Below are 19,504 nucleotides of genomic sequence, written 5' to 3' on the forward strand. Positions count from 1 at the left end.
GATCACATCTCAGGCGCGTTGAGCGTTGATAAAGGCCGCCAGCGTGGCGACGGAAAAGAAGTGCTGGCGCATCTCTTCGCTTTCGGCGGAAAGCACCACGCCATACTGGTTTTTCACGGCCAGACCCAGCTCCAGCGCGTCGATAGAGTCGAGACCAAGCCCATCGCCAAACAGCGCGGCATCGGTATCAATATCCTCTGCGGTAAGCTCGTCCAGATTCAGCGTGGTGATAATGAGATTCTTAATTTCAAGATAAAGCGCTTGCATCATTAATTCCTGACAAAGATTGAAGGCCTGATGTTAATCGATGCTGTAGATGCCGGTTTAACTGCCTTGCCGCCAGCGCCGGTTCTTGTTCATTTGCATCGTAAAATTCGTCGATGTGCACGCGGTCGCGGACATCCACGGTGAAGACAGGTTTTTCTGGCGGTACATCATACCAGCGACTTTTTTTATCCAGCAGGTGCTCGCTACAGTGGATCAGCACCACCCGCAGATCGCTGTTACAGCGCACGGCGATATTTGCCGCGCCGCGCTGGAGGGAGATAGCCTCGCCAAAGCGGGTACGCGTGCCTTCCGGGAAGATTAACAGCGTGTCGCCCTGAGCCAGACGCTGCTGGCTGGCCGCGAGCAGGGGCTCGGCTTCGCTGTTAATCAGGTAGTCCGCCGCGCGGATGACCCCGCTGACAAACGGGTTGCGCAGCAGCGCGCTCTTCACCAGACAGTCGGTTTCCGGCATCACCGACGCCAGAATCACGTAGTCAATTAACGTGGGGTGGTTAGCCACCACCAGACAACCCCGATCGCTGCGCAGCGCGTCAAGATTGTGAATGCGATAGTCCAGCACTCCAAGGCTGCGCGCCACGGTCAGGAAGAAGCGGAAGCTGGCCGCAATGCTGCGACGCGCCAGGCGACGACGGCTGGCGCGGTCGCGCTGGACGATCAGGAGCAGGTTGAACCAGACCAGCGACAGCAGCAGCCCGCCCACGCCAAACAGCGCGAAGCAGAAGCCGGTCATCGCCAGACGCCATAGCCAGTTGATACGGGCGGTCAGGCGGTTCATGCGCGCGTCCATTGCCACAGCAAACGTTCGCCGGGCACCACAAACTGACGTTCCTCGCTGAGATAGCGTTGCAGGAACATCAGGCTTTGCGGCAGGTCGGGTTCTTCACCCGTGCTGCCGCTGCGGGTTTCACACTGCAATCCGTTGCCGGATTCAATCACCAGCGCCAGCGCGTACGGCCAGGTGGGCATCTGCGGCGGTAGCGCCGGATGGTAAAATTCCGGCAGCGCGCCGTCAAAATCGACCAGCAGTACGCGGGAATAGCCCGCATGCAGCAGGCTCAGCACTTCACATAAGGCCTGCTGGAAGGTGTCCAGCCCGGCAGAAATGGATGACGAGACGATGGCCTGGCGTGCGGTAATCGTAAGATTGCCCACCGCGGAATTGTGCACGGACATGGCGAAGTCGGTGGGGGAAACGGACTGCCCGGTCGCCAGAGCATGCAGAATACGGTAGTTGCGCTCCAGCTCGCCGTGGCGGCTGGCATAGACGACGGCATCAATAGCGTGGTTTTGCAGCATGGCGAGACCAATGTCCACCGCCAGCTTACTGCCTGAATTGAGGCGGCGCGCGGTCATCATGGGTAAAGCGGTCAGTCGGGGAAGCGGGGCCGCTGGGTCAACGGCCAGCTGCAGGCGCGACCACGCCTGCCACTCTGTGGCATCGCTGAGTCCTGGCGCTCTCGCCTGCCAGTCGATAATGTTCAGTGAAAATTTCATCTACGCGCGTCCGCGAAAAAAACCGTATTCAAAGGGCAGGCTGGGCCGCCCGGGCAGCTAGGCTGCTCTATTGTTCACGTCTGGTGCATATCAGCAGGGTATGACCGACCCCAAGATTGTCCAGCCGCTGTTCAACGCTGAAACCTGCGCTCTCCAGGTAGCGATAAAACTTCTCTACGCTGTAAAACCGGCTATTGCCATTCGCCATACAGGTGAAATAGAGCGAGGTGGCATTCAGGCTGAAAGAGGCCGCTTCAAATTTCTGGGCATCCCAGAAAAGCTCCATGATGCACAAACGTGCGCCTGGCTTCATGACCTGTGCAACGCGCGTCAGCATGGCGACAATCTGATCCGGAGAGAAACAATCCAGGAACTGGCTCATCCACCAGACGTCGGCGTCACCCGGCAATGCTGCTGGGCTAAGCATATCGACAGCATGGAATGCAATACGATGAGAAAAACCTGCTTTTGCGATGTTTTCCTGCGCCAGCGCTATCTGCTGCGGCAGATCGAGGATCGTCACGGCAACATTTTCGTCATAGCGGCAGCAGCGTAACGACCATTTACCCGTATTTCCGCCCACATCGTACAATTTTGTCGGCGAGCTTGCGAATATATATGGCAAAGCAGCGTCAAAAGCGGCGTCAGAATAGTAATGGTCAAAGGCGAACCAGCTCTCTTTCGCCGGAGCCGGTAATTGGGATAACGCCGGATAGATGGTTGGCCAGTTGCCAAACACGGCTAATCCGGCTGGCTTTTCTTCCTGCAGGGCGTCCGCCAGGTGAAATAGCCCCTGATAACAAACGTCCTGAGTGAAATCCATATTTACGCGGGTCATTTCATCGTGCAGTAAAAAATGGCCCACTTTTGCCAGAAAATAACGTCCATTCTGTTGGGTAACGATTCGACCGCTTAATCCCATATCCAGCAGTACGCTGACGCCATAGCCGCCGAGCGTGCTGTGTTCGGTTATTTCCTCGAGGCTGGCACCCTGTTTACCTTGTTTATCGAGCCAGGCGAGAACGCCTGAGTTACGCAGACAAAGCGCAGTCTGGAATAACATCGGGGCAAAGGCGATGCGCTGCGCTTCGGTAATGGCATCCAGTGCGCTGAGAGTGTCCTTTTCGTACATTACTGCGTAACCTTTTAGGGCAATAAAGAGAAGTTATCGGGCCATACGCGGCCCGACTTTAGAAAAATATTACAGCGCGGCACCGGCGGAGAGGTTCAGCTGAATATCGTGGTCGAGGTTATTCACCCAGCGGTTATAATTTTTGTGAATTTTACCGTCTGCCGCTTTCAGGTTAAGGCTGTTTTCATAGTTGATTGAATAGCTTGTTGCCGTGTACGGAATACTCACCTGAACCGAGTGGTCGCGTGACTGCAGACGTCCCTTAATCACTCCCGGGCCCGCTTCCGTCATGATCCAGTCACGTTTTTGGCCTGCTTTCAAAATTGCCGTTTTTACCTGATCGGCAGTATGACCCGCGCTGACAATAGAGTGAACCTGAGCGATTGGGGCGGTACGCGCGCAGCCTGCCAGTGCGCCAACGAATACGGCAGCAGCACACCATTTAACGATCTTTTTCATCAACAACTCCATATCAATAATAACAATTAAAGGTAGTGGTTTTTACAAATAATATTCATCCGGCATATTGTTTGCGCTAGATGTATTTTTAATCAATATTAATGTTTGCATTACGTTGACGCGAAGGCGTGGATAATAACATGGAAAATAAATAAGAATTTCATTTTTTATAATTTGCGTTAAATCATGAGTTGCGTTTCAAAATAATGCGCGCGGCGTAAATAAAGACAGGGCGAATATCGCCTTAACGCAAATAAAAATACCGCGACGGATTAGGATCGCGGTAATTTACGGCGTATGACTGACGGTTTAAACCTACCTGTACGGGCAGGCCGGTTAGCCGGGTAGTCGGCTTTTCGGCCTCCCCGGCCCGAGCAGGATCGCCAGCTTGCTGCCGCCTTTGGTGGTTTCCATCCAGATTTTACATACGCTGGTCAGGGGGACCGACAGCAGCATGCCGACCGGGCCCAGCAGCCATCCCCAAACCAGTAAGGATAAAAAGACCACCAGCGTCGACATGCCCAGCCGGTGTCCCATCATGCGCGGCTCAAGAATATTGCCCAGCACCATATGCACGACGAGGAACAGCGCGCCGACCAGCATACATTCGTAGAAGCCGTTAAACAGAAACGCCTGAATCATCGGCGGCACGGCGGAAAGCACCGCGCCAATATTGGGCACGTAGTTCAGCAGAAAGGCCAGTACGCCCCACATCAGCGCGAACTGCACGTCCATCAGCATCAGCCCCAGCCAGACAATCACCCCGGTCCAGACGCTCAGTAGCGTTTTCAGCGCCAGGTATTTGGAGACGCCCTTCAGTGCCCGGTGTAATCCAGCAATGTGAATTTGTGGATTATTTAACGCAAAGCGCAGCTTATAGGGGACGTGGCGGACTTCGAACAGCATAAACACCACCGTCATGACCAGCAGCAGAATGCTGGCCATCGCGCCGGAAAGTCCCGTCATCAAGGTGGTGGCGTAGGTCATGACCTTCTCGGAGTCCATCCTGCGCAGCATCCGTTCGGGTGAGATATGCAGATTAAGGAAGGGCACCATCTCCTGCAGCGCGACAATCTTACGCGTCAGCTCTTTGTTGTACTGCGGCAGCATGGTGGAGAATTCGCTCAGCGAGGCCGCCAGCACGCCGAAGAGCGCCGTCAGGGCAATCAGCATCACGATGACGACGATGGTGATGGCTACCGGACGGCTGACGCCCCGGCGTAAAAACCAGGTGACCAGAGGATTAAGCACAATGGCAAAAAAGAGCGCCAGCAGGAGCTGGACAATAATGTCGGCGGCAGCATGGATACCCGCAAGGATAACCACCAGACAGGCGAGTTTTAATAAGATGTGGAGTCCTGCTTTGTCGGACGAGTTAGCGCTCATGCGTGTTCCTTAATATGATGACCCGGTAAGTGTAGTGCCCGGGCTCCGCTTCGTCTGGGGCCGTTAATCTGAAAGTCAGGGCTGATTTTCTTATTCCGCCGTGGTAATAGTGAAACACTGTTGTAAAAAACCCAGGTAGAACCCCATGCCCGAACCTGCCGCTGAACCGGCACTGAGCGGACTGCGCCTCAATCTGCGCATCGTTTCCGTTGTGATTTTCAACTTTGCCAGCTATCTGACCATTGGCCTGCCGCTGGCGGTCCTGCCGGGCTATGTCCATGACGTGATGGGCTTCAGCGCCTTCTGGGCGGGGCTGGTGATTAGCCTGCAATATTTCGCCACGCTCCTTAGCCGCCCGCATGCCGGGCGCTACGCGGACACGTTCGGTCCTAAAAGCATCGTGGTGGTGGGATTGTGCGGCTGTTTCCTCAGTGGGCTGAGCTATCTGCTGGCTGCCGCGACCAGCCACTGGCCGCTGGTCAGCCTGGCGCTGCTCTGTCTGGGCCGCGTCATTCTCGGCATTGGGCAAAGTCTGGCAGGAACCGGCTCGACGCTGTGGGGCGTGGGGGTGGTTGGCGCGCCGCACATTGGCCGGGTGATCTCCTGGAACGGGATTGTCACCTACGGTGCGATGGCGCTCGGTGCGCCGCTCGGCGTGGCCTGCTATGCGCTGGGCGGGCTGTATGGGCTGGCCATCACCATTATGGCGGTCGCGCTGCTGGCGATCCTCTTTGCGCTGCCGCGCCCGAAAGTGAAGGCCAGCAAAGGCAAGCCTCTGCCGTTTCGGGCGGTGCTGGGGCGCGTCTGGCCGTACGGCATGGCCCTGGCGCTGGCGACCACCGGCTTCGGCGTGATAGCGACCTTCATTACCCTGTTCTACGACGCCAAAGGCTGGGACGGCGCAGCCTTTGCGTTAACCCTGTTCAGCTGTGCGTTTGTTGGCGCGCGCCTGCTTTTCCCTAACGGCATCAACCGTCTGGGCGGGCTGAACGTGGCGATGATCTGCTTTGCGATAGAGATTGTCGGGCTGCTGCTGACCGGAATAGCGATGGTGCCCTGGGTCGCGAAACTGGGCGTGTTCCTCGCGGGGGCGGGCTTTTCCCTGGTCTTCCCGGCGCTGGGCGTGGTGGCGGTAAAAGCCGTGCCGCAGCAGAATCAGGGGGCGGCGCTGGCGACCTATACGGTGTTTATGGATATGTCTTTGGGCATTACCGGCCCGCTGGCGGGGCTGGTGATGGCCTGGGCAGGGGTTCCGGTTATCTATCTTGCCGCGGCGGGTCTGGTGGTGATTGCGCTGCTGCTGACGTGGCGGCTAAAAAAATGGCCCCCGGTGCAGGCACCGGAGGCCACGTTATCGTCGTGAAGCGTTACTGGATCACGATGGTATTAATGATGTTTTCAGCAGCCGTCTGCGCTTTCTGCTGATCTTCCGCTGGCAGGGTGATCTGCAGGGTCAGCAGTTTGTTATCAACCTTGCCCAGCACCACAGAAGAGTAGGCGGTCTGGCCTTTTGCAGAGATGATGCTGTCGAGCTGTTGCAGCGTGTGGCCTTTCAGCTCGATGGATTTATTGGTGACGACCTGCAGCTGCGGATCGCGGCCGCGCTGCTGATCTTCCAGACGTTTGGACAGAACGGCCAGATCTTCGCTGGTGTCGTCGCCCACAATCACAATGACCGCTTTCTGCCCGGTTGCGTCGGAGTACACGTGCATGTTGTTCGCCTGGGTGCCCAGCTTGCCGCTCTGGTCAGTCATATCGGCTGGCAGAGAGAAACTGAGTTTGCCATCCATCAGATTCACCGGCTGGCCGGTCGCGTTGCTCTCTGCGGATGCGCCCTGAGCAGGCGTTTTCGTGTCGCTGTTATCACAGGCTGCAAGACCCACAACCAGCAGGCCAATCCCGACATATTTAACCAGATTGCGCATTGACTTCTTCCTTTCGATAAACGGCCATAACGGCTCATTCGCTCATCTTATCACAACTGATAAAGCGAACCCTTAACCAGCCTGCAATGCCGTGATTTCAGATTTATCTGCCAGCCTTTTCAGCAGCATATTGAGCAGCACGCCGTACATCGGCAGGAAGAAGACGATGCTGATGAGGACCTTGAAGCAGTAGTCCACCAGCGCGATTTCCATCCAGTGTTCAGCCATGAACGCATCCGGGCTGCGCCAGAAGGCGATGAAGAAGAAGGCCAGCGTATCGCTCACGTTACCGAACAGCGTGGAGGCGGTTGGCGCCATCCACCAGCGATGATTCTGACGCAGGCGGTTAAACACATGCACGTCGAGGATCTGCCCCAGCGCGTAGGCCATAAAGCTTGCCGCGGCGATACGGGCAACAAACAGGTTGAAGTGGGTTAACGCCTCAAAGCCCTGCCAGCTTCCCATATAAAACAGAGAGGAAACCACGTACGAGATGAACAGCGCCGGAAGCATGACGGCAAAAATAATGCGGCGAGCCAGCGGTGCGCCAAAGATACGCACGGTCAAATCCGTCGCGAGGAAAATAAACGGGAAACTGAACGCGCCCCAGGTGGTATGAAAACCAAAGATGGAGATCGGGAGCTGCACCAGATAGTTGCTGGAGGTGATCACCAGCAAATGGAAAAGCGAAAGCCAGAACAACGCTTTTACGCGCTGTGATTCAGAAAACGACGTCATATTGTGACCTTTTTATACGTTGGGGTGAGGGAACCCAATAAAAACCGCAGCATGATACTGCTTTGGCAGGACATTGCAATGGTTAGTTTTTACGCAATCGTTAACCTGGTTTGCATTGATCGCAACCGGGCGTAAACTACAGCCGTTTTTACCAGACCGAGAAGACCATGACCGACCTGTTTTCCAGCCCAGACCACACTCTTGATGCCCAGGGCCTTCGCTGCCCGGAGCCGGTAATGATGGTACGCAAAACCGTGCGCAACATGCAGACCGGTGAAACGCTGCTGATTATTGCCGATGACCCGGCCACGACCCGCGATATTCCCGGCTTTTGTACCTTTATGGAGCATGAGCTGGTGGCCCAGCAGACCGAGGCGCTGCCGTACCGGTATTTGATTCGTAAGGGTTAAGTTTTGTAGGCCGGGTAAGGCGAAGCCGCCACCCGGCAAAAATACGTCCTCTGCGGCCTGATGCCCTCACCCCGGCCCTCTCCCACGGGGAGAGGGAGCAAACACTAAAAACGGCAATCTTTGATTGCCGTTTTGCGTTTACCTAGCCTTTCATCCACGCCCTGATCCCGTCCAGGAACATCTGCGTCGCCATCATTACCAGAATCAGCCCCATCAGGCGTTCCAGCGCGTTCACCCCTTTCTCACCCAGCAGGCGCAGGAACAGGGACGACTGCAGCAGGATAATAAACGTCCCGCCCCAGGCGATCAGCAGGGCAATCACCAGATGGCTCATCTGGTTCGGATACTGATGCGACAGCAGCATCAGCGTGGCCAGAATGGTTGGCCCGGCGACGAGGGGAATCGCCAGCGGCACTATAAACGGCTCTTCACCCGCAGGCAGGCCGCTGCTGCTGCCTTCCGCGCTCGGGAAAATCATCTTAATGGCAATCAGGAACAGAATAATCCCGCCGGAAATCGACACGGTTTCGGCGCGCAGGTTCAGGAACGCGAGAATTTTTTCCCCGGCAAACAGGAAGATAAACATCACCAGCAGGGCGATGAGCAGCTCGCGGATCATGATCGCCCGGCGGCGCTTCGGCTCGGTGTGCTTCAGCACCGACATGAAGATCGGCAGGTTACCCAGTGGATCCATTATCAGAATCAATAAAACCGCTGCGGAAATGATTTCACTCATGTAAATTATCCCTGAAATTCTCTAAGGTTATTATGATAATTAGCTGTATTTCTGATTGCCGGGCAATCATCGATTAATTTCGCTTGCGACTTTGGCAGCATTTTGTAATGTGAAGCATATCCCAGTTCAATACTGGCTTGCACAAACAGCACACACCCTCAGCAGGAAAAAAATGCTATGAAAAACGTTGGTTTTATCGGCTGGCGCGGTATGGTCGGCTCTGTACTCATGCAACGCATGGTTGAAGAGCGCGATTTCGACGCTATCCGCCCGGTCTTCTTCTCCACTTCCCAGCTCGGCCAGGCTGCTCCGTCCTTTGGTGGTACCACAGGCACGTTGCAGGATGCTTACGATCTGGAAGCGCTGAAGGCACTCGACATTATTGTGACGTGCCAGGGCGGCGATTATACCAACGAAATCTATCCAAAGCTGCGTGAAAGCGGCTGGCAGGGCTACTGGATTGACGCGGCCTCTTCGCTGCGTATGAAAGACGATGCCATCATCATTCTTGACCCGGTTAACCAGGGCGTCATCACCGACGGCCTGAACAACGGCGTGAAAACCTTTGTTGGCGGCAACTGCACCGTCAGCCTGATGCTGATGTCCCTCGGCGGTCTGTTCGCGCAGGATCTGGTGGAGTGGGTCTCCGTGGCGACCTACCAGGCCGCGTCCGGCGGCGGCGCGCGTCACATGCGCGAGCTGCTGACCCAGATGGGCCAGTTGCACCAGAGCGTCGCGACCGAGCTGGCAAACCCGGCGTCCGCGATCCTCGATATTGAACGTAAAGTGACTCAGCTGACCCGCAGCGGCGAGCTGCCGGTGGATAACTTCGGCGTACCCCTGGCCGGTGGCCTGATCCCGTGGATCGACAAACAGCTGGATAACGGCCAGACCCGCGAAGAGTGGAAGGGCCAGGCTGAGACCAACAAAATCCTCGCGACCGCGAACACCATTCCGGTTGACGGCCTTTGCGTGCGTATCGGCGCGCTGCGCTGCCACAGCCAGGCCTTCACCATTAAACTGAAAAAAGATGTGTCTATTCCGACCGTGGAAGAGCTGCTGGCCGCGCACAACCCGTGGGCGAAAGTGGTACCAAACGATCGCGATATCACCATGCGCGAGCTGACCCCGGCTGCCGTTACCGGCACGCTGACCACGCCGGTTGGCCGTCTGCGCAAGCTGAACATGGGGCCGGAGTATCTCTCCGCGTTCACCGTGGGTGACCAGCTCTTATGGGGCGCGGCAGAACCGCTGCGCCGCATGCTGCGCCAGCTGGCGTAATAATTTGTTAAATACCGGGGGTGATTTTCACCCCTTTTTTTTGCGTACTACATGGAGTAACACGCGTATGTCTTATTTTTTATCAGGAGTCATCTAGAGCGTTGGCTATGCTTTAAGGAAGAGTCATTTCTTACCTGAGGTTCGAACGGAGCAGAATGGATGCACATTTTTGTGCTGTCCCGTTCAGGTCACATTAAAAGTCGTCCCGGAGCGCTTAAAAAGGACGACATAAAAAACAGGATGAATACCATGTCCGATCGTGTGGATAGAGACGTGATTAATGCGCTTATTGCGGGTCATTTTGCTGACCCCTTTTCTGTGCTTGGGATGCATCATACTGAGGATGGCCTTGAAGTTCGGGCACTGTTACCGGATGCAACAGAAGTCTGGGTGATTGAACCCAAAACCGGCCGCAAGGTCGGCAATCTTGAATGCCTCGATTCCCGTGGCTTCTTCTCGGGCGTAATGCCACGTCGTAAAAACCCTTTTCGCTATCAGCTCGCCGTTCTCTGGCACGGTCAGCAAAACCTGATTGACGATCCTTACAGCTTTGGCCCTCTGCTTAAAGAGATGGATGCCTGGCTGCTCTCCGAAGGAACGCATCTTCGCCCTTATGAAACGCTGGGTGCCCATGCCGATACCATGGACGGCATTACCGGCACGCGGTTCGCCGTGTGGGCGCCTAACGCCCAGCGCGTCTCTGTTGTCGGCCAGTTCAACTACTGGGATGGCCGCCGCCACCCGATGCGCCTGCGCCGGGAAACCGGCATCTGGGAGCTGTTTATCCCCGGGGCGCACCACGGGCAGCTTTATAAATTCGAGATGATCGACGCCCACGGCAAGCTGCGCATTAAAGCCGACCCGTATGCCTTCGAAGCGCAGATGCGCCCGGATACCGCGTCGCTGATTTGCGGCCTGCCGGAGAAGGTTGTCCAGACGGAGGAGCGTAAACAGGCCAACCGCTTTGATGCGCCCATCTCCGTCTATGAGGTACACCTTGGCTCCTGGCGTCGCCACACCGATAACAACTTCTGGCTGAGCTACCGTGAGCTTGCCGACCAGCTGGTGCCCTATGCCAAATGGATGGGCTTTACCCACCTTGAGCTGCTGCCGGTCAACGAGCACCCGTTCGACGGCAGCTGGGGCTATCAGCCCACCGGGCTGTATGCGCCCACGCGCCGCTTCGGCACGCGCGATGACTTCCGCTATTTCATTGACGCCGCGCACGCCGCCGGGCTGAACGTCATCCTCGACTGGGTGCCGGGCCATTTCCCGTCGGATGACTTTGCGCTGGCTGAGTTTGACGGCACGAAGCTGTACGAGCACAGCGACCCGCGCGAAGGCTATCACCAGGACTGGAATACGCTGATCTACAACTACGGTCGCCGTGAAGTCGCAAACTACCTGGTCGGCAATGCCCTGTACTGGATCGAGCGGTTTGGCATTGATGCCCTGCGCGTCGATGCGGTGGCGTCGATGATCTACCGCGACTACAGCCGCAAAGAGGGCGAGTGGATCCCGAACGAGTTTGGCGGCCGTGAAAACCTGGAAGCAATTGAATTCCTGCGCAATACCAACCGCATTATCGGCGAGCAGGTGGACGGTGCCGTGACCATGGCGGAAGAGTCGACCGACTTTGCGGGCGTCTCCCGTCCGCCGTCACTAGGCGGCCTGGGGTTCTGGTATAAGTGGAATCTGGGCTGGATGCACGACACGCTCGACTACATGAAGCTGGATCCAATCCACCGTCAGTACCATCACGACAAGCTGACGTTCGGGATGCTCTACAACTACACCGAAAACTTCATGCTGCCGCTGTCCCACGATGAAGTGGTGCACGGCAAAAAATCCATTCTCGACCGCATGCCGGGCGACGCGTGGCAGAAGTTTGCCAACCTGCGCGCCTACTACGGCTGGATGTTTGCCTTCCCGGGCAAAAAACTGCTGTTTATGGGCAATGAGTTCGCTCAGGGACGCGAGTGGAACCACGACGCCAGCCTCGACTGGCATCTGCTGGAAGGCGGTGACAACTGGCATCACGGGGTGCAGCGTCTGGTGCGCGACCTTAACCTGACCTACCGCCACCACAAAGCGCTGCACGAGCTCGACTTCGATCCGTACGGCTTTGAGTGGCTGGTAGTGGACGACCACGAGCGCTCGGTGTTTGTCTTTGCGCGTCGTGACAAAGCCGGTAACGAAATCATCGTCGCCAGCAACTTCACGCCGGTGCCGCGCGAACACTACCGCTTCGGCATTAACCAGCCGGGTAAATGGCGCGAGATCCTGAATACCGACTCGATGCACTACCACGGCAGCAACGCCGGTAACGGCGGGCTGGTACAGAGCGACGCAATCGAAAGCCACGGACGACCAAACTCCCTGAGCCTGACGCTGCCGCCGCTTGGCACCATCTGGCTGATGCGGGAGGGCGAATGACGCAGCTTACGGCAGGTAAACCCGAACCGCTCGGCGCGCGTTTTGACGGAAAGGGGGTCAATTTCACCCTCTTTTCCGCTCACGCTGAGCGGGTAGAACTGTGCGTGTTTGATGGGGAAGGTAACGAGCACCGTTACGATTTACCCGAGCGCACGGGGGATACCTGGCACGGCTACCTGGCCGGAGGACGGCCAGGCATGCACTATGGCTTTCGCGTACACGGTCCGTGGGATCCGGCGCAGGGGCACTGGTTTAACCCGGCGAAGCTGTTGATCGACCCGTGCGCGCACCGCGTGGACGGCGAGTTTAAAGACGACCCGCTCTTCCACGTGGGCTACGGCGAGCCCGACCACCGCGACAGCGCGCCCGTCGCGCCAAAAAGCGTGGTGGTGAACGATCTTTATGACTGGGAAGACGATGCCCCGCCGCAGACGCCGTGGGGCAATACCGTCATTTATGAAGCCCACGTCAAAGGGCTGACGTACCTGCATCCGTCGATCCCCAAAGAGATGCGCGGCACCTATAAGGCGCTCGGGCATCCCACCATGATCGCCTACCTGAAACACCTTGGCATCACCGCGCTGGAACTGCTGCCCGTCGCCCATTTTGCCAGCGAGCCGCGCCTGCAGCGGCTTGGGCTAAGCAACTACTGGGGCTACAACCCGCTGGCGATGTTCGCGCTTGAGCCACGCTATGCCGCCCATCCGGAAAAGGCGCGGGACGAGTTTCGCGATGCGGTGAAGGCGCTTCATACGGCGGGCATTGAGGTCATTCTGGACGTCGTGCTGAATCACAGTGCCGAAAGCGATCTCGACGGTCCGACGCTCTCCATGCGCGGAATTGATAACCGTAGCTATTATTGGATCAGGCAGGATGGCGATTATGAGAACTGGACCGGCTGCGGTAACACGCTCAACCTCAGCCATCCGGCGGTCACGCATTTTGCTTATGAATGCCTGAAATACTGGGTAGAAACGTTCCACGTCGACGGTTTTCGTTTTGACCTGGCGCCCGTGATGGGCCGCACGCCGGCGTTCAGCCAGCAGGCGCCGCTGTTTGAGGCGATAAAAAACTGTCCGGTGCTCTCGCAGGTGAAGCTCATCGCGGAGCCGTGGGACATTGGTGAAGGCGGTTATCAGGTCGGGAATTTCCCGCCGCTGTTTGCCGAGTGGAACGATCACTACCGCGATGCCGCGCGCCGCTTCTGGCTGGAACGAAATCTGTCGCTGGGGGAGTTCGCCGGACGCTTTGCCGCTTCAAGCGATCTCTTTAAGCGCGACGGCAAACGCCCGTCGGCCACCGTCAATCTGTTGACGGCGCACGACGGTTTTACGCTCAGGGACTGCGTTTGTTTCAATCAGAAACACAATGAGGCAAACGGCGAAGAGAATCGCGATGGCACTAACAATAACCATAGCTTTAATCATGGTATAGAAGGGTTAGGCGGAAGCCTTGACGTTATCGAGCGGCGACGCGCCAGCGTACATGCGCTGCTGACAACGCTTTTATTGTCGCAGGGCACGCCGATGCTGCTGGCAGGCGATGAGCACGGCCACAGCCAGCACGGTAACAACAATGCGTATTGCCAGGACAACACGTTAACCTGGCTCGACTGGGGTGAAGCCAACAGCGGGCTGATTCATTTTACCGCTGCGCTGATCCATCTTCGCCAGCAGATCCCCGCGCTGACCGCCGACAGCTGGTGGGAAGAGGGTGACGGCAACGTTCGCTGGTTGAATCAAGACGCGCAACCGTTAAGCGCGCAAGAGTGGCAACACGGCGTACCACGCCTGCAAATCCTGCTTTCGGATAAATGGCTGGTCACGCTGAACGCGACGGATGACGTCGCAGAGATTGTTTTATCTGAAGGGGAATGGCGAGCTGTTCCCCCCTTTGCCGGAGCGGATAATCCGGTAGTAATGGCTGTCTGGCACGGGCCTGCGCACGGAGTGTGCGTATTCCAAAGATGATAAAAAAGGAGTTAGTCATGGTTAGATTAGAGAAGAACGATCCCTTAATGTTGGCACGCCAGCTACCATTAAAAACGGTTGCCCTGATACTTGCGGGTGGGCGTGGTACCCGTCTGAAAGATTTGACCATCAAGCGCGCCAAACCGGCTGTTCACTTTGGTGGTAAGTTTCGCATCATTGACTTTGCGCTCTCCAACTGCCTGAACTCGGGCATTCGCCGTATTGGCGTCATAACGCAGTATCAGTCGCATACGCTGGTTCAGCATATCCAGCGCGGCTGGTCATTCTTCAGCGAAGAGATGAACGAGTTTGTCGATCTCCTTCCTGCTCAGCAACGCGTCCACGGCGAGAACTGGTACCGCGGGACGGCGGATGCGGTGACGCAGAACCTCGACATCATTCGTCGCTACAGCGCGGAATACATCGTGATCCTCGCCGGAGACCACATCTACAAGCAAGATTACTCCCACATGCTCATCGACCACGTCGAAAAAGGGGCGCGCTGCACCGTGGCGTGTCTGCCCGTGCCCGTTGCTGAAGCGACGGCGTTTGGCGTGATGCACGTGGATGCCGATGACAAAATTATCGACTTTGTTGAAAAACCGGCGAACCCGCCAACCATGCCGGGCGATGACACCAAATCGCTTGCCAGCATGGGGATCTACATCTTTGATGCAGAATATCTTTATGAGCTGCTGGAAGAAGACGACAAAGACGAAAACTCCAGCCACGACTTCGGTAAAGACATCATTCCGAAAATCACGAAAGCTGGCATGGCGTATGCACATCCTTTCCCGCTGTCCTGCGTGCAGTCCGACCCGAATGCGGAACCCTACTGGCGCGATGTGGGAACCCTGGAAGCGTACTGGAAAGCGAACCTCGACCTGGCGTCAGTCACGCCTGAGCTGGATATGTACGACCAGAACTGGCCGATTCGTACCCATATGGAATCGCTGCCGCCGGCCAAATTTGTTCAGGATCGCTCCGGCAGCCACGGTATGACGCTGAACTCGCTGGTGTCCGGCGGGTGCATTATTTCAGGCTCGGTGGTGGTGCAGTCGGTGCTGTTCCCCCGCGTGCGGATAAATTCATTTTGTAATATCGATTCGGCAGTCTTACTGCCTGATGTCTGGGTAGGTCGCTCGTGTCGTCTGCGGCGCTGCGTTATCGATCGTGCCTGCGTCATTCCCGAAGGGATGGTGATTGGTGAAAACGCGGAAGAAGACGCGCGTCGTTTCTATCGTTCGGAAGAGGGGATCGTGTTAGTCACACGGGAAATGTTGCGGAAGCTGCAGATCAAACAGGAGCGATGATGCAGGTTTTACACGTATGTTCTGAGATGTTCCCGTTGTTAAAAACGGGCGGTCTGGCAGATGTTCTGGGCGCATTACCGGCGGCGCAAATCGCCGGAGGCGTGGATACCCGAGTCCTGCTGCCCGCCTTTCCGGATATCCGGCGCGGTATTCCCGATGCAAAAGTGGTGACCCGCCGTGAGACCTTTGCCGGACGCATCACCCTGCTGTTTGGACATTACAATGGCGTAGGGATTTACCTGATCGACGCGCCGCACTTATACGATCGACCGGGCAGCCCGTATCACGATACGAACCTGTTCGCCTATACCGACAACGTGCTGCGCTTTGCGCTGCTCGGCTGGGTCGGTGCTGAAATGGCGACGGGGCTGGATCCGTTCTGGCGCCCGGATGTGGTGCACGCGCACGACTGGCACGCCGGGCTTGCCCCGGCGTATCTCGCGGCGCGCGGCCATCCGGCCAAATCGGTCTTTACCGTGCATAACCTGGCGTATCAGGGGATGTACTATGCCCATCACATGAGTGAAATCGATCTGCCATTATCGTTCTATAACATGCACGGACTGGAGTTTAACGGGCAGATCTCGTTCCTGAAAGCCGGGCTGTACTACGCCGATCACATCACGGCGGTCAGCCCAACCTACGCGCGTGAGATCACCCAGCCGGAGTTTGGCTACGGTCTGGAAGGGTTGCTGCAACAGCGCCATCGCGAAGGCCGCCTGTCGGGCATTCTGAACGGCGTGGATGAACAGATCTGGAGCCCGGAAACCGATCTCCTGCTGGCGGCGCGCTATGGCCGTGATTCCGTGGAAGACAAAGCGGAAAACAAACGCCAGCTGCAGATTGCGATGGGCCTGAAGGTTAACGACAAGGTGCCGCTGTTCGCGGTGGTCAGCCGCCTGACCAGCCAGAAAGGGCTGGATCTGGTGCTGGAGGCGCTGCCCGGTTTACTGGAGCAGGGCGGACAGCTGGCGCTGCTCGGCGCGGGCGACCCGGTGCTGCAGGAAGGTTTCCTTGCCGCCGCGGCTGAACATCCGGGGCAGGTGGGCGTGCAGATTGGCTACCACGAAGCGTTCTCGCACCGCATCATGGGCGGCGCGGACGTCATTCTGGTGCCGAGCCGTTTCGAACCCTGCGGCCTGACGCAGCTCTACGGCCTGAAATACGGCACGCTGCCGCTGGTACGCCGCACGGGCGGGCTGGCGGATACCGTATCCGATAGCTCTCTGGAAAACCTGGCGGACGGTATCGCCAGCGGGTTTGTCTTTGAGGACAGTAATGCCTGGTCGCTGCTTCGGGCGATTCGGCGTGCTTTCGTCTTGTGGTCCCGTCCATCCCTCTGGCGTTACGTTCAGCGTCAGGCGATGTCCATGGACTTTAGCTGGCATGTCGCGGCGCAGTCATACCGCGATCTCTATCAACGCTTGATGTAACGAGGCGAAGTTACTGATATGAACGCTCCATTTAGCTACTCTTCACCCACGCTCAGCGTTGAGGCGTTAAAGCACTCCATCGCCTACAAGCTGATGTTCACCATCGGGAAAGATCCGGTTATTGCCAACAAACACGAGTGGCTGAACGCCACCCTGTTTGCGGTGCGTGACCGTTTAGTGGAACGCTGGCTGCGCTCAAACCGCGCCCAGCTCTCGCAGGAAACGCGTCAGGTTTACTACCTGTCGATGGAATTTTTGATTGGCCGCACGCTGTCCAACGCGCTGTTGTCGCTCGGTATTTATGACGACGTCAAGACCGCCCTGGAAGAGATGGGGTTAGATTTAGAAGAACTGATCGACGAAGAGAACGACCCGGGCCTCGGAAACGGCGGCCTGGGGCGTCTCGCCGCCTGCTTTCTCGACTCGCTGGCGACGCTGGCGCTGCCGGGCCGCGGCTACGGTATTCGCTACGACTACGGTATGTTCAAACAGAACATCGTCGATGGGCGCCAGAAAGAGTCGCCGGACTACTGGCTGGAGTACGGCAACCCGTGGGAGTTCAAGCGCCACAATACGCGCTACAAGGTGCGCTTTGGCGGGCGTATCCAGCAGGAAGGCAAAAAATCCCGCTGGGTAGAAACGGAAGAGATCCTTGCCGTGGCCTACGACCAGATTATCCCCGGCTATGACACCGATGCCACCAACACGCTGCGCCTGTGGAGCGCTCAGGCCAGTAGCGAAATTAACCTCGGTAAATTCAACCAGGGTGACTACTTTGCGGCGGTGGAAGATAAAAACCACTCCGAGAACGTGTCCCGCGTGCTGTACCCGGATGACTCGACCTATTCCGGTCGCGAGCTGCGCCTGCGTCAGGAGTATTTCCTCGTCTCCTCGACGATTCAGGATATCCTCAGCCGCCACCATCAGCTGCACAAAACCTACGCCAACCTGGCGGAGAAAACCGCAATCCACCTTAACGACACCCACCCGGTGCTCTCCATTCCGGAACTGATGCGCCTGCTCATCGACGAGCATAAGTTCAGCTGGGATGACGCGTTTGAAGTGACCTGTCAGGTGTTCTCCTACACCAACCACACGCTGATGAGCGAAGCGCTGGAAACGTGGCCGGTGGACATGCTCGGCAAAATCCTGCCGCGCCATCTGCAGATTATCTTTGAGATTAACGACTACTTCCTGAAGACGCTGCAGGAGCAGTACCCGAACGATACCGGGCTGCTGAGCCGCGCGTCCATCATTGATGAATCAAACGGTCGACGCGTGCGCATGGCCTGGCTGGCGGTCGTCATCAGCCACAAGGTCAACGGGGTGTCCGAGCTCCACTCGAACCTGATGGTGCAGTCGCTGTTTGCGGACTTCGCGAAGATCTTCCCGACGCGGTTCTGCAACGTGACCAACGGCGTCACGCCGCGCCGCTGGCTGGCGCTGGCCAACCAGCCGCTCTCTGAGGTGCTGGACGAGAATATCGGCCGTACCTGGCGTACCGATTTGAGCCAGCTGAGCGAGCTGGAACAGCATATTGATTTCCCGACGGTGAACAAAGCCGTGCGCGAAGCCAAGCTGCTGAACAAAAAGCGTCTGGCGGTCTGGCTGGCGATGCACCTCAACGTGGTGGCAAACCCGAAAGCGCTGTTCGACGTTCAGATCAAACGCATCCACGAATACAAGCGTCAGCTGATGAACGTGCTGCACGTGATCACCCATTACAACCGCATCAAGGCCGATCCAACGGCCGAATGGGTGCCGCGCGTGAAGATCTTCGCCGGTAAGGCGGCTTCTGCCTACTACATGGCGAAGCACATCATTCATCTCATCAACGATGTGGCGAAGGTGGTCAACCAGGATCCGGATATTGGCGACAAGCTGAAGGTGGTGTTCATTCCGAACTACAGCGTCAGCCTGGCGCAGATGATCATCCCGGCGGCGGATCTCTCTGAGCAGATTTCTACGGCGGGTACGGAAGCATCCGGCACCAGTAACATGAAGTTTGCCCTTAACGGTGCGCTGACCATTGGTACGCTTGACGGGGCGAATGTCGAGATGCTGGAGCACGTGGGCGAAGAAAATATCTTTATCTTCGGTAATACGACGGAAGAGGTGGAGGCGCTGCGCAGGAAAGGCTACTCGCCCCGTCAATATTACGAAGAGGATGAAGAGTTACGCCAGGTGCTGACGCAGATCGCGACCGGCGTATTTAGCCCGGATGAACCGAGCCGTTATCGCGATCTGGTGGATTCGCTGATTAACTTTGGCGATCACTACCAGGTACTGGCGGATTATCGCAGCTACGTGGACTGTCAGGATAAGGTGGACGAACTGTATCGTCAGCAGGAGAAGTGGACCAGCGCCGCGATGTATAACATCGCTAACATGGGGTATTTCTCATCTGACAGAACCATCAAGGAGTATGCCGAGACGATCTGGCATATTGATCCGGTGAGGTTGTAAAAACAAAGCCGGGTGGCGGCTTCGCCTTACCCGGCCT

17 protein-coding genes are annotated in these 19,504 nt (G+C 57.1%); 8 read left to right on the plus strand and 9 right to left on the minus strand.

The features are described from left to right. Positions 1-9 precede the first annotated feature (9 nt). The 6 genes from AB8846_RS16615 to AB8846_RS16640 all read right to left on the minus strand — a co-directional run bounded on the left by AB8846_RS16615 (position 10) and on the right by AB8846_RS16640 (position 4,759). On the minus strand, positions 10-267 hold the full coding sequence (locus tag AB8846_RS16615; protein ID WP_370733236.1) for a phosphopantetheine-binding protein: 258 nt from the start codon (positions 265-267) through the stop codon (positions 10-12). Next, positions 248-1,063: a lysophospholipid acyltransferase family protein gene (locus AB8846_RS16620; protein ID WP_370733206.1), complete on the minus strand. Its 816-nt coding sequence runs from the start codon at positions 1,061-1,063 to the stop codon at positions 248-250. Before AB8846_RS16620 ends, AB8846_RS16615 begins: the two co-directional genes overlap by 20 nt. After that, a complete protein-coding gene (locus tag AB8846_RS16625; protein ID WP_370733207.1) occupies positions 1,060-1,782 on the minus strand; it encodes a beta-ketoacyl synthase chain length factor in 723 nt (240 codons plus the stop codon). The genes AB8846_RS16620 and AB8846_RS16625 overlap by 4 nt, the downstream gene beginning before the upstream one ends. A 67-nt stretch (positions 1,783-1,849) precedes the next feature. Further along, entirely contained in the window at positions 1,850-2,914 is a 1,065-nt protein-coding gene (locus tag AB8846_RS16630) for a class I SAM-dependent methyltransferase (RefSeq protein WP_063144261.1), read from the minus strand. A 69-nt stretch (positions 2,915-2,983) separates the two neighbouring features. Then, complete coding sequence (locus AB8846_RS16635) at positions 2,984-3,373, minus strand: hypothetical protein (protein ID WP_121426138.1); 390 nt, start codon at positions 3,371-3,373, stop codon at positions 2,984-2,986. A gap of 336 nt (positions 3,374-3,709) precedes the next feature. Next, positions 3,710-4,759 carry an AI-2E family transporter gene (locus tag AB8846_RS16640; protein ID WP_063144259.1) on the minus strand — a complete coding sequence of 350 codons (1,050 nt, stop codon included), beginning with the start codon at positions 4,757-4,759 and terminating at the stop codon, positions 3,710-3,712. A gap of 145 nt (positions 4,760-4,904) precedes the next feature. Here AB8846_RS16640 and AB8846_RS16645 point away from each other — a divergent pair, with 145 nt between their 5' ends. Next, entirely contained in the window at positions 4,905-6,122 is a 1,218-nt protein-coding gene (locus AB8846_RS16645) for an MFS transporter (protein WP_370733208.1), read from the plus strand. 4 nt (positions 6,123-6,126) lie between these two features. Here the strand turns inward: AB8846_RS16645 and AB8846_RS16650 are convergent, their stop codons facing one another. Beyond that, positions 6,127-6,684, minus strand: a complete 558-nt coding sequence (locus AB8846_RS16650) for a DcrB family lipoprotein (RefSeq protein ID WP_023309515.1) — start codon at positions 6,682-6,684, stop codon at positions 6,127-6,129. A gap of 72 nt (positions 6,685-6,756) precedes the next feature. After that, positions 6,757-7,422 carry a 7-cyano-7-deazaguanine/7-aminomethyl-7-deazaguanine transporter gene (locus AB8846_RS16655; RefSeq protein WP_223561775.1) on the minus strand — a complete coding sequence of 222 codons (666 nt, stop codon included), beginning with the start codon at positions 7,420-7,422 and terminating at the stop codon, positions 6,757-6,759. 167 nt (positions 7,423-7,589) lie between these two features. On the opposite strand from AB8846_RS16655, the gene tusA reads away from it, so the two are divergent. Then, entirely contained in the window at positions 7,590-7,832 is a 243-nt protein-coding gene (tusA, locus tag AB8846_RS16660) for a sulfurtransferase TusA (protein WP_008503071.1), read from the plus strand. A gap of 142 nt (positions 7,833-7,974) precedes the next feature. On the opposite strand, the gene yhgN is transcribed toward tusA, so the two are convergent. After that, on the minus strand, positions 7,975-8,568 hold the full coding sequence (yhgN, locus tag AB8846_RS16665; RefSeq protein ID WP_003861574.1) for an NAAT family transporter YhgN: 594 nt from the start codon (positions 8,566-8,568) through the stop codon (positions 7,975-7,977). Positions 8,569-8,745: 177 nt separating this feature from the next. On the opposite strand from yhgN, the gene asd reads away from it, so the two are divergent. The 6 genes from asd to glgP all read left to right on the plus strand — a co-directional run bounded on the left by asd (position 8,746) and on the right by glgP (position 19,467). After that, complete coding sequence (gene asd, locus AB8846_RS16670; protein ID WP_033146834.1) at positions 8,746-9,849, plus strand: aspartate-semialdehyde dehydrogenase; 1,104 nt, start codon at positions 8,746-8,748, stop codon at positions 9,847-9,849. Between the two features lie 249 nt (positions 9,850-10,098). Further along, a complete protein-coding gene (glgB, locus tag AB8846_RS16675) occupies positions 10,099-12,285 on the plus strand; it encodes a 1,4-alpha-glucan branching enzyme (RefSeq protein ID WP_063144299.1) in 2,187 nt (728 codons plus the stop codon). Next, positions 12,282-14,255 (plus strand): glycogen debranching protein GlgX, encoded by a 1,974-nt coding sequence (glgX, locus tag AB8846_RS16680; RefSeq protein WP_370733209.1) that lies wholly within the window; start codon positions 12,282-12,284, stop codon positions 14,253-14,255. The genes glgB and glgX overlap by 4 nt, the downstream gene beginning before the upstream one ends. Before the next feature lie 17 nt (positions 14,256-14,272). After that, positions 14,273-15,568 (plus strand): glucose-1-phosphate adenylyltransferase, encoded by a 1,296-nt coding sequence (gene glgC / locus AB8846_RS16685; RefSeq protein WP_063144256.1) that lies wholly within the window; start codon positions 14,273-14,275, stop codon positions 15,566-15,568. Continuing rightward, a complete protein-coding gene (gene glgA / locus AB8846_RS16690) occupies positions 15,568-17,001 on the plus strand; it encodes a glycogen synthase GlgA (RefSeq protein WP_063144255.1) in 1,434 nt (477 codons plus the stop codon). The genes glgC and glgA overlap by 1 nt, the downstream gene beginning before the upstream one ends. Positions 17,002-17,019: 18 nt before the next feature. After that, positions 17,020-19,467, plus strand: coding sequence for a glycogen phosphorylase (gene glgP / locus AB8846_RS16695; RefSeq protein ID WP_029740650.1), 2,448 nt, complete (start codon positions 17,020-17,022; stop codon positions 19,465-19,467). The last annotated feature ends 37 nt before the right edge of the window (positions 19,468-19,504 follow it).

The sequence above is a fragment of the Enterobacter sp. KB-221C9 genome, assembly GCF_041320715.1.
Taxonomy (GTDB): Bacteria; Pseudomonadota; Gammaproteobacteria; order Enterobacterales; family Enterobacteriaceae; genus Enterobacter; species Enterobacter asburiae_D.

Coding starts and splice junctions, on each gene's coding strand:
- glgX (WP_370733209.1), top strand. CDS start 12,282: ATGACGCAGCTTACGGCAGGTAAACCCGAACCGCTCGGCGCGCGTTTT.
- AB8846_RS16645 (WP_370733208.1), top strand. CDS start 4,905: ATGCCCGAACCTGCCGCTGAACCGGCACTGAGCGGACTGCGCCTCAAT.
- glgB (WP_063144299.1), top strand. CDS start 10,099: ATGTCCGATCGTGTGGATAGAGACGTGATTAATGCGCTTATTGCGGGT.
- AB8846_RS16635 (WP_121426138.1), bottom strand. CDS start 3,373: ATGAAAAAGATCGTTAAATGGTGTGCTGCTGCCGTATTCGTTGGCGCA.
- AB8846_RS16615 (WP_370733236.1), bottom strand. CDS start 267: ATGCAAGCGCTTTATCTTGAAATTAAGAATCTCATTATCACCACGCTG.
- AB8846_RS16650 (WP_023309515.1), bottom strand. CDS start 6,684: ATGCGCAATCTGGTTAAATATGTCGGGATTGGCCTGCTGGTTGTGGGT.
- glgA (WP_063144255.1), top strand. CDS start 15,568: ATGCAGGTTTTACACGTATGTTCTGAGATGTTCCCGTTGTTAAAAACG.
- AB8846_RS16620 (WP_370733206.1), bottom strand. CDS start 1,063: ATGAACCGCCTGACCGCCCGTATCAACTGGCTATGGCGTCTGGCGATG.
- yhgN (WP_003861574.1), bottom strand. CDS start 8,568: ATGAGTGAAATCATTTCCGCAGCGGTTTTATTGATTCTGATAATGGAT.
- glgP (WP_029740650.1), top strand. CDS start 17,020: ATGAACGCTCCATTTAGCTACTCTTCACCCACGCTCAGCGTTGAGGCG.
- glgC (WP_063144256.1), top strand. CDS start 14,273: ATGGTTAGATTAGAGAAGAACGATCCCTTAATGTTGGCACGCCAGCTA.
- AB8846_RS16655 (WP_223561775.1), bottom strand. CDS start 7,422: ATGACGTCGTTTTCTGAATCACAGCGCGTAAAAGCGTTGTTCTGGCTT.
- asd (WP_033146834.1), top strand. CDS start 8,746: ATGAAAAACGTTGGTTTTATCGGCTGGCGCGGTATGGTCGGCTCTGTA.
- AB8846_RS16625 (WP_370733207.1), bottom strand. CDS start 1,782: ATGAAATTTTCACTGAACATTATCGACTGGCAGGCGAGAGCGCCAGGA.
- AB8846_RS16640 (WP_063144259.1), bottom strand. CDS start 4,759: ATGAGCGCTAACTCGTCCGACAAAGCAGGACTCCACATCTTATTAAAA.
- AB8846_RS16630 (WP_063144261.1), bottom strand. CDS start 2,914: ATGTACGAAAAGGACACTCTCAGCGCACTGGATGCCATTACCGAAGCG.
- tusA (WP_008503071.1), top strand. CDS start 7,590: ATGACCGACCTGTTTTCCAGCCCAGACCACACTCTTGATGCCCAGGGC.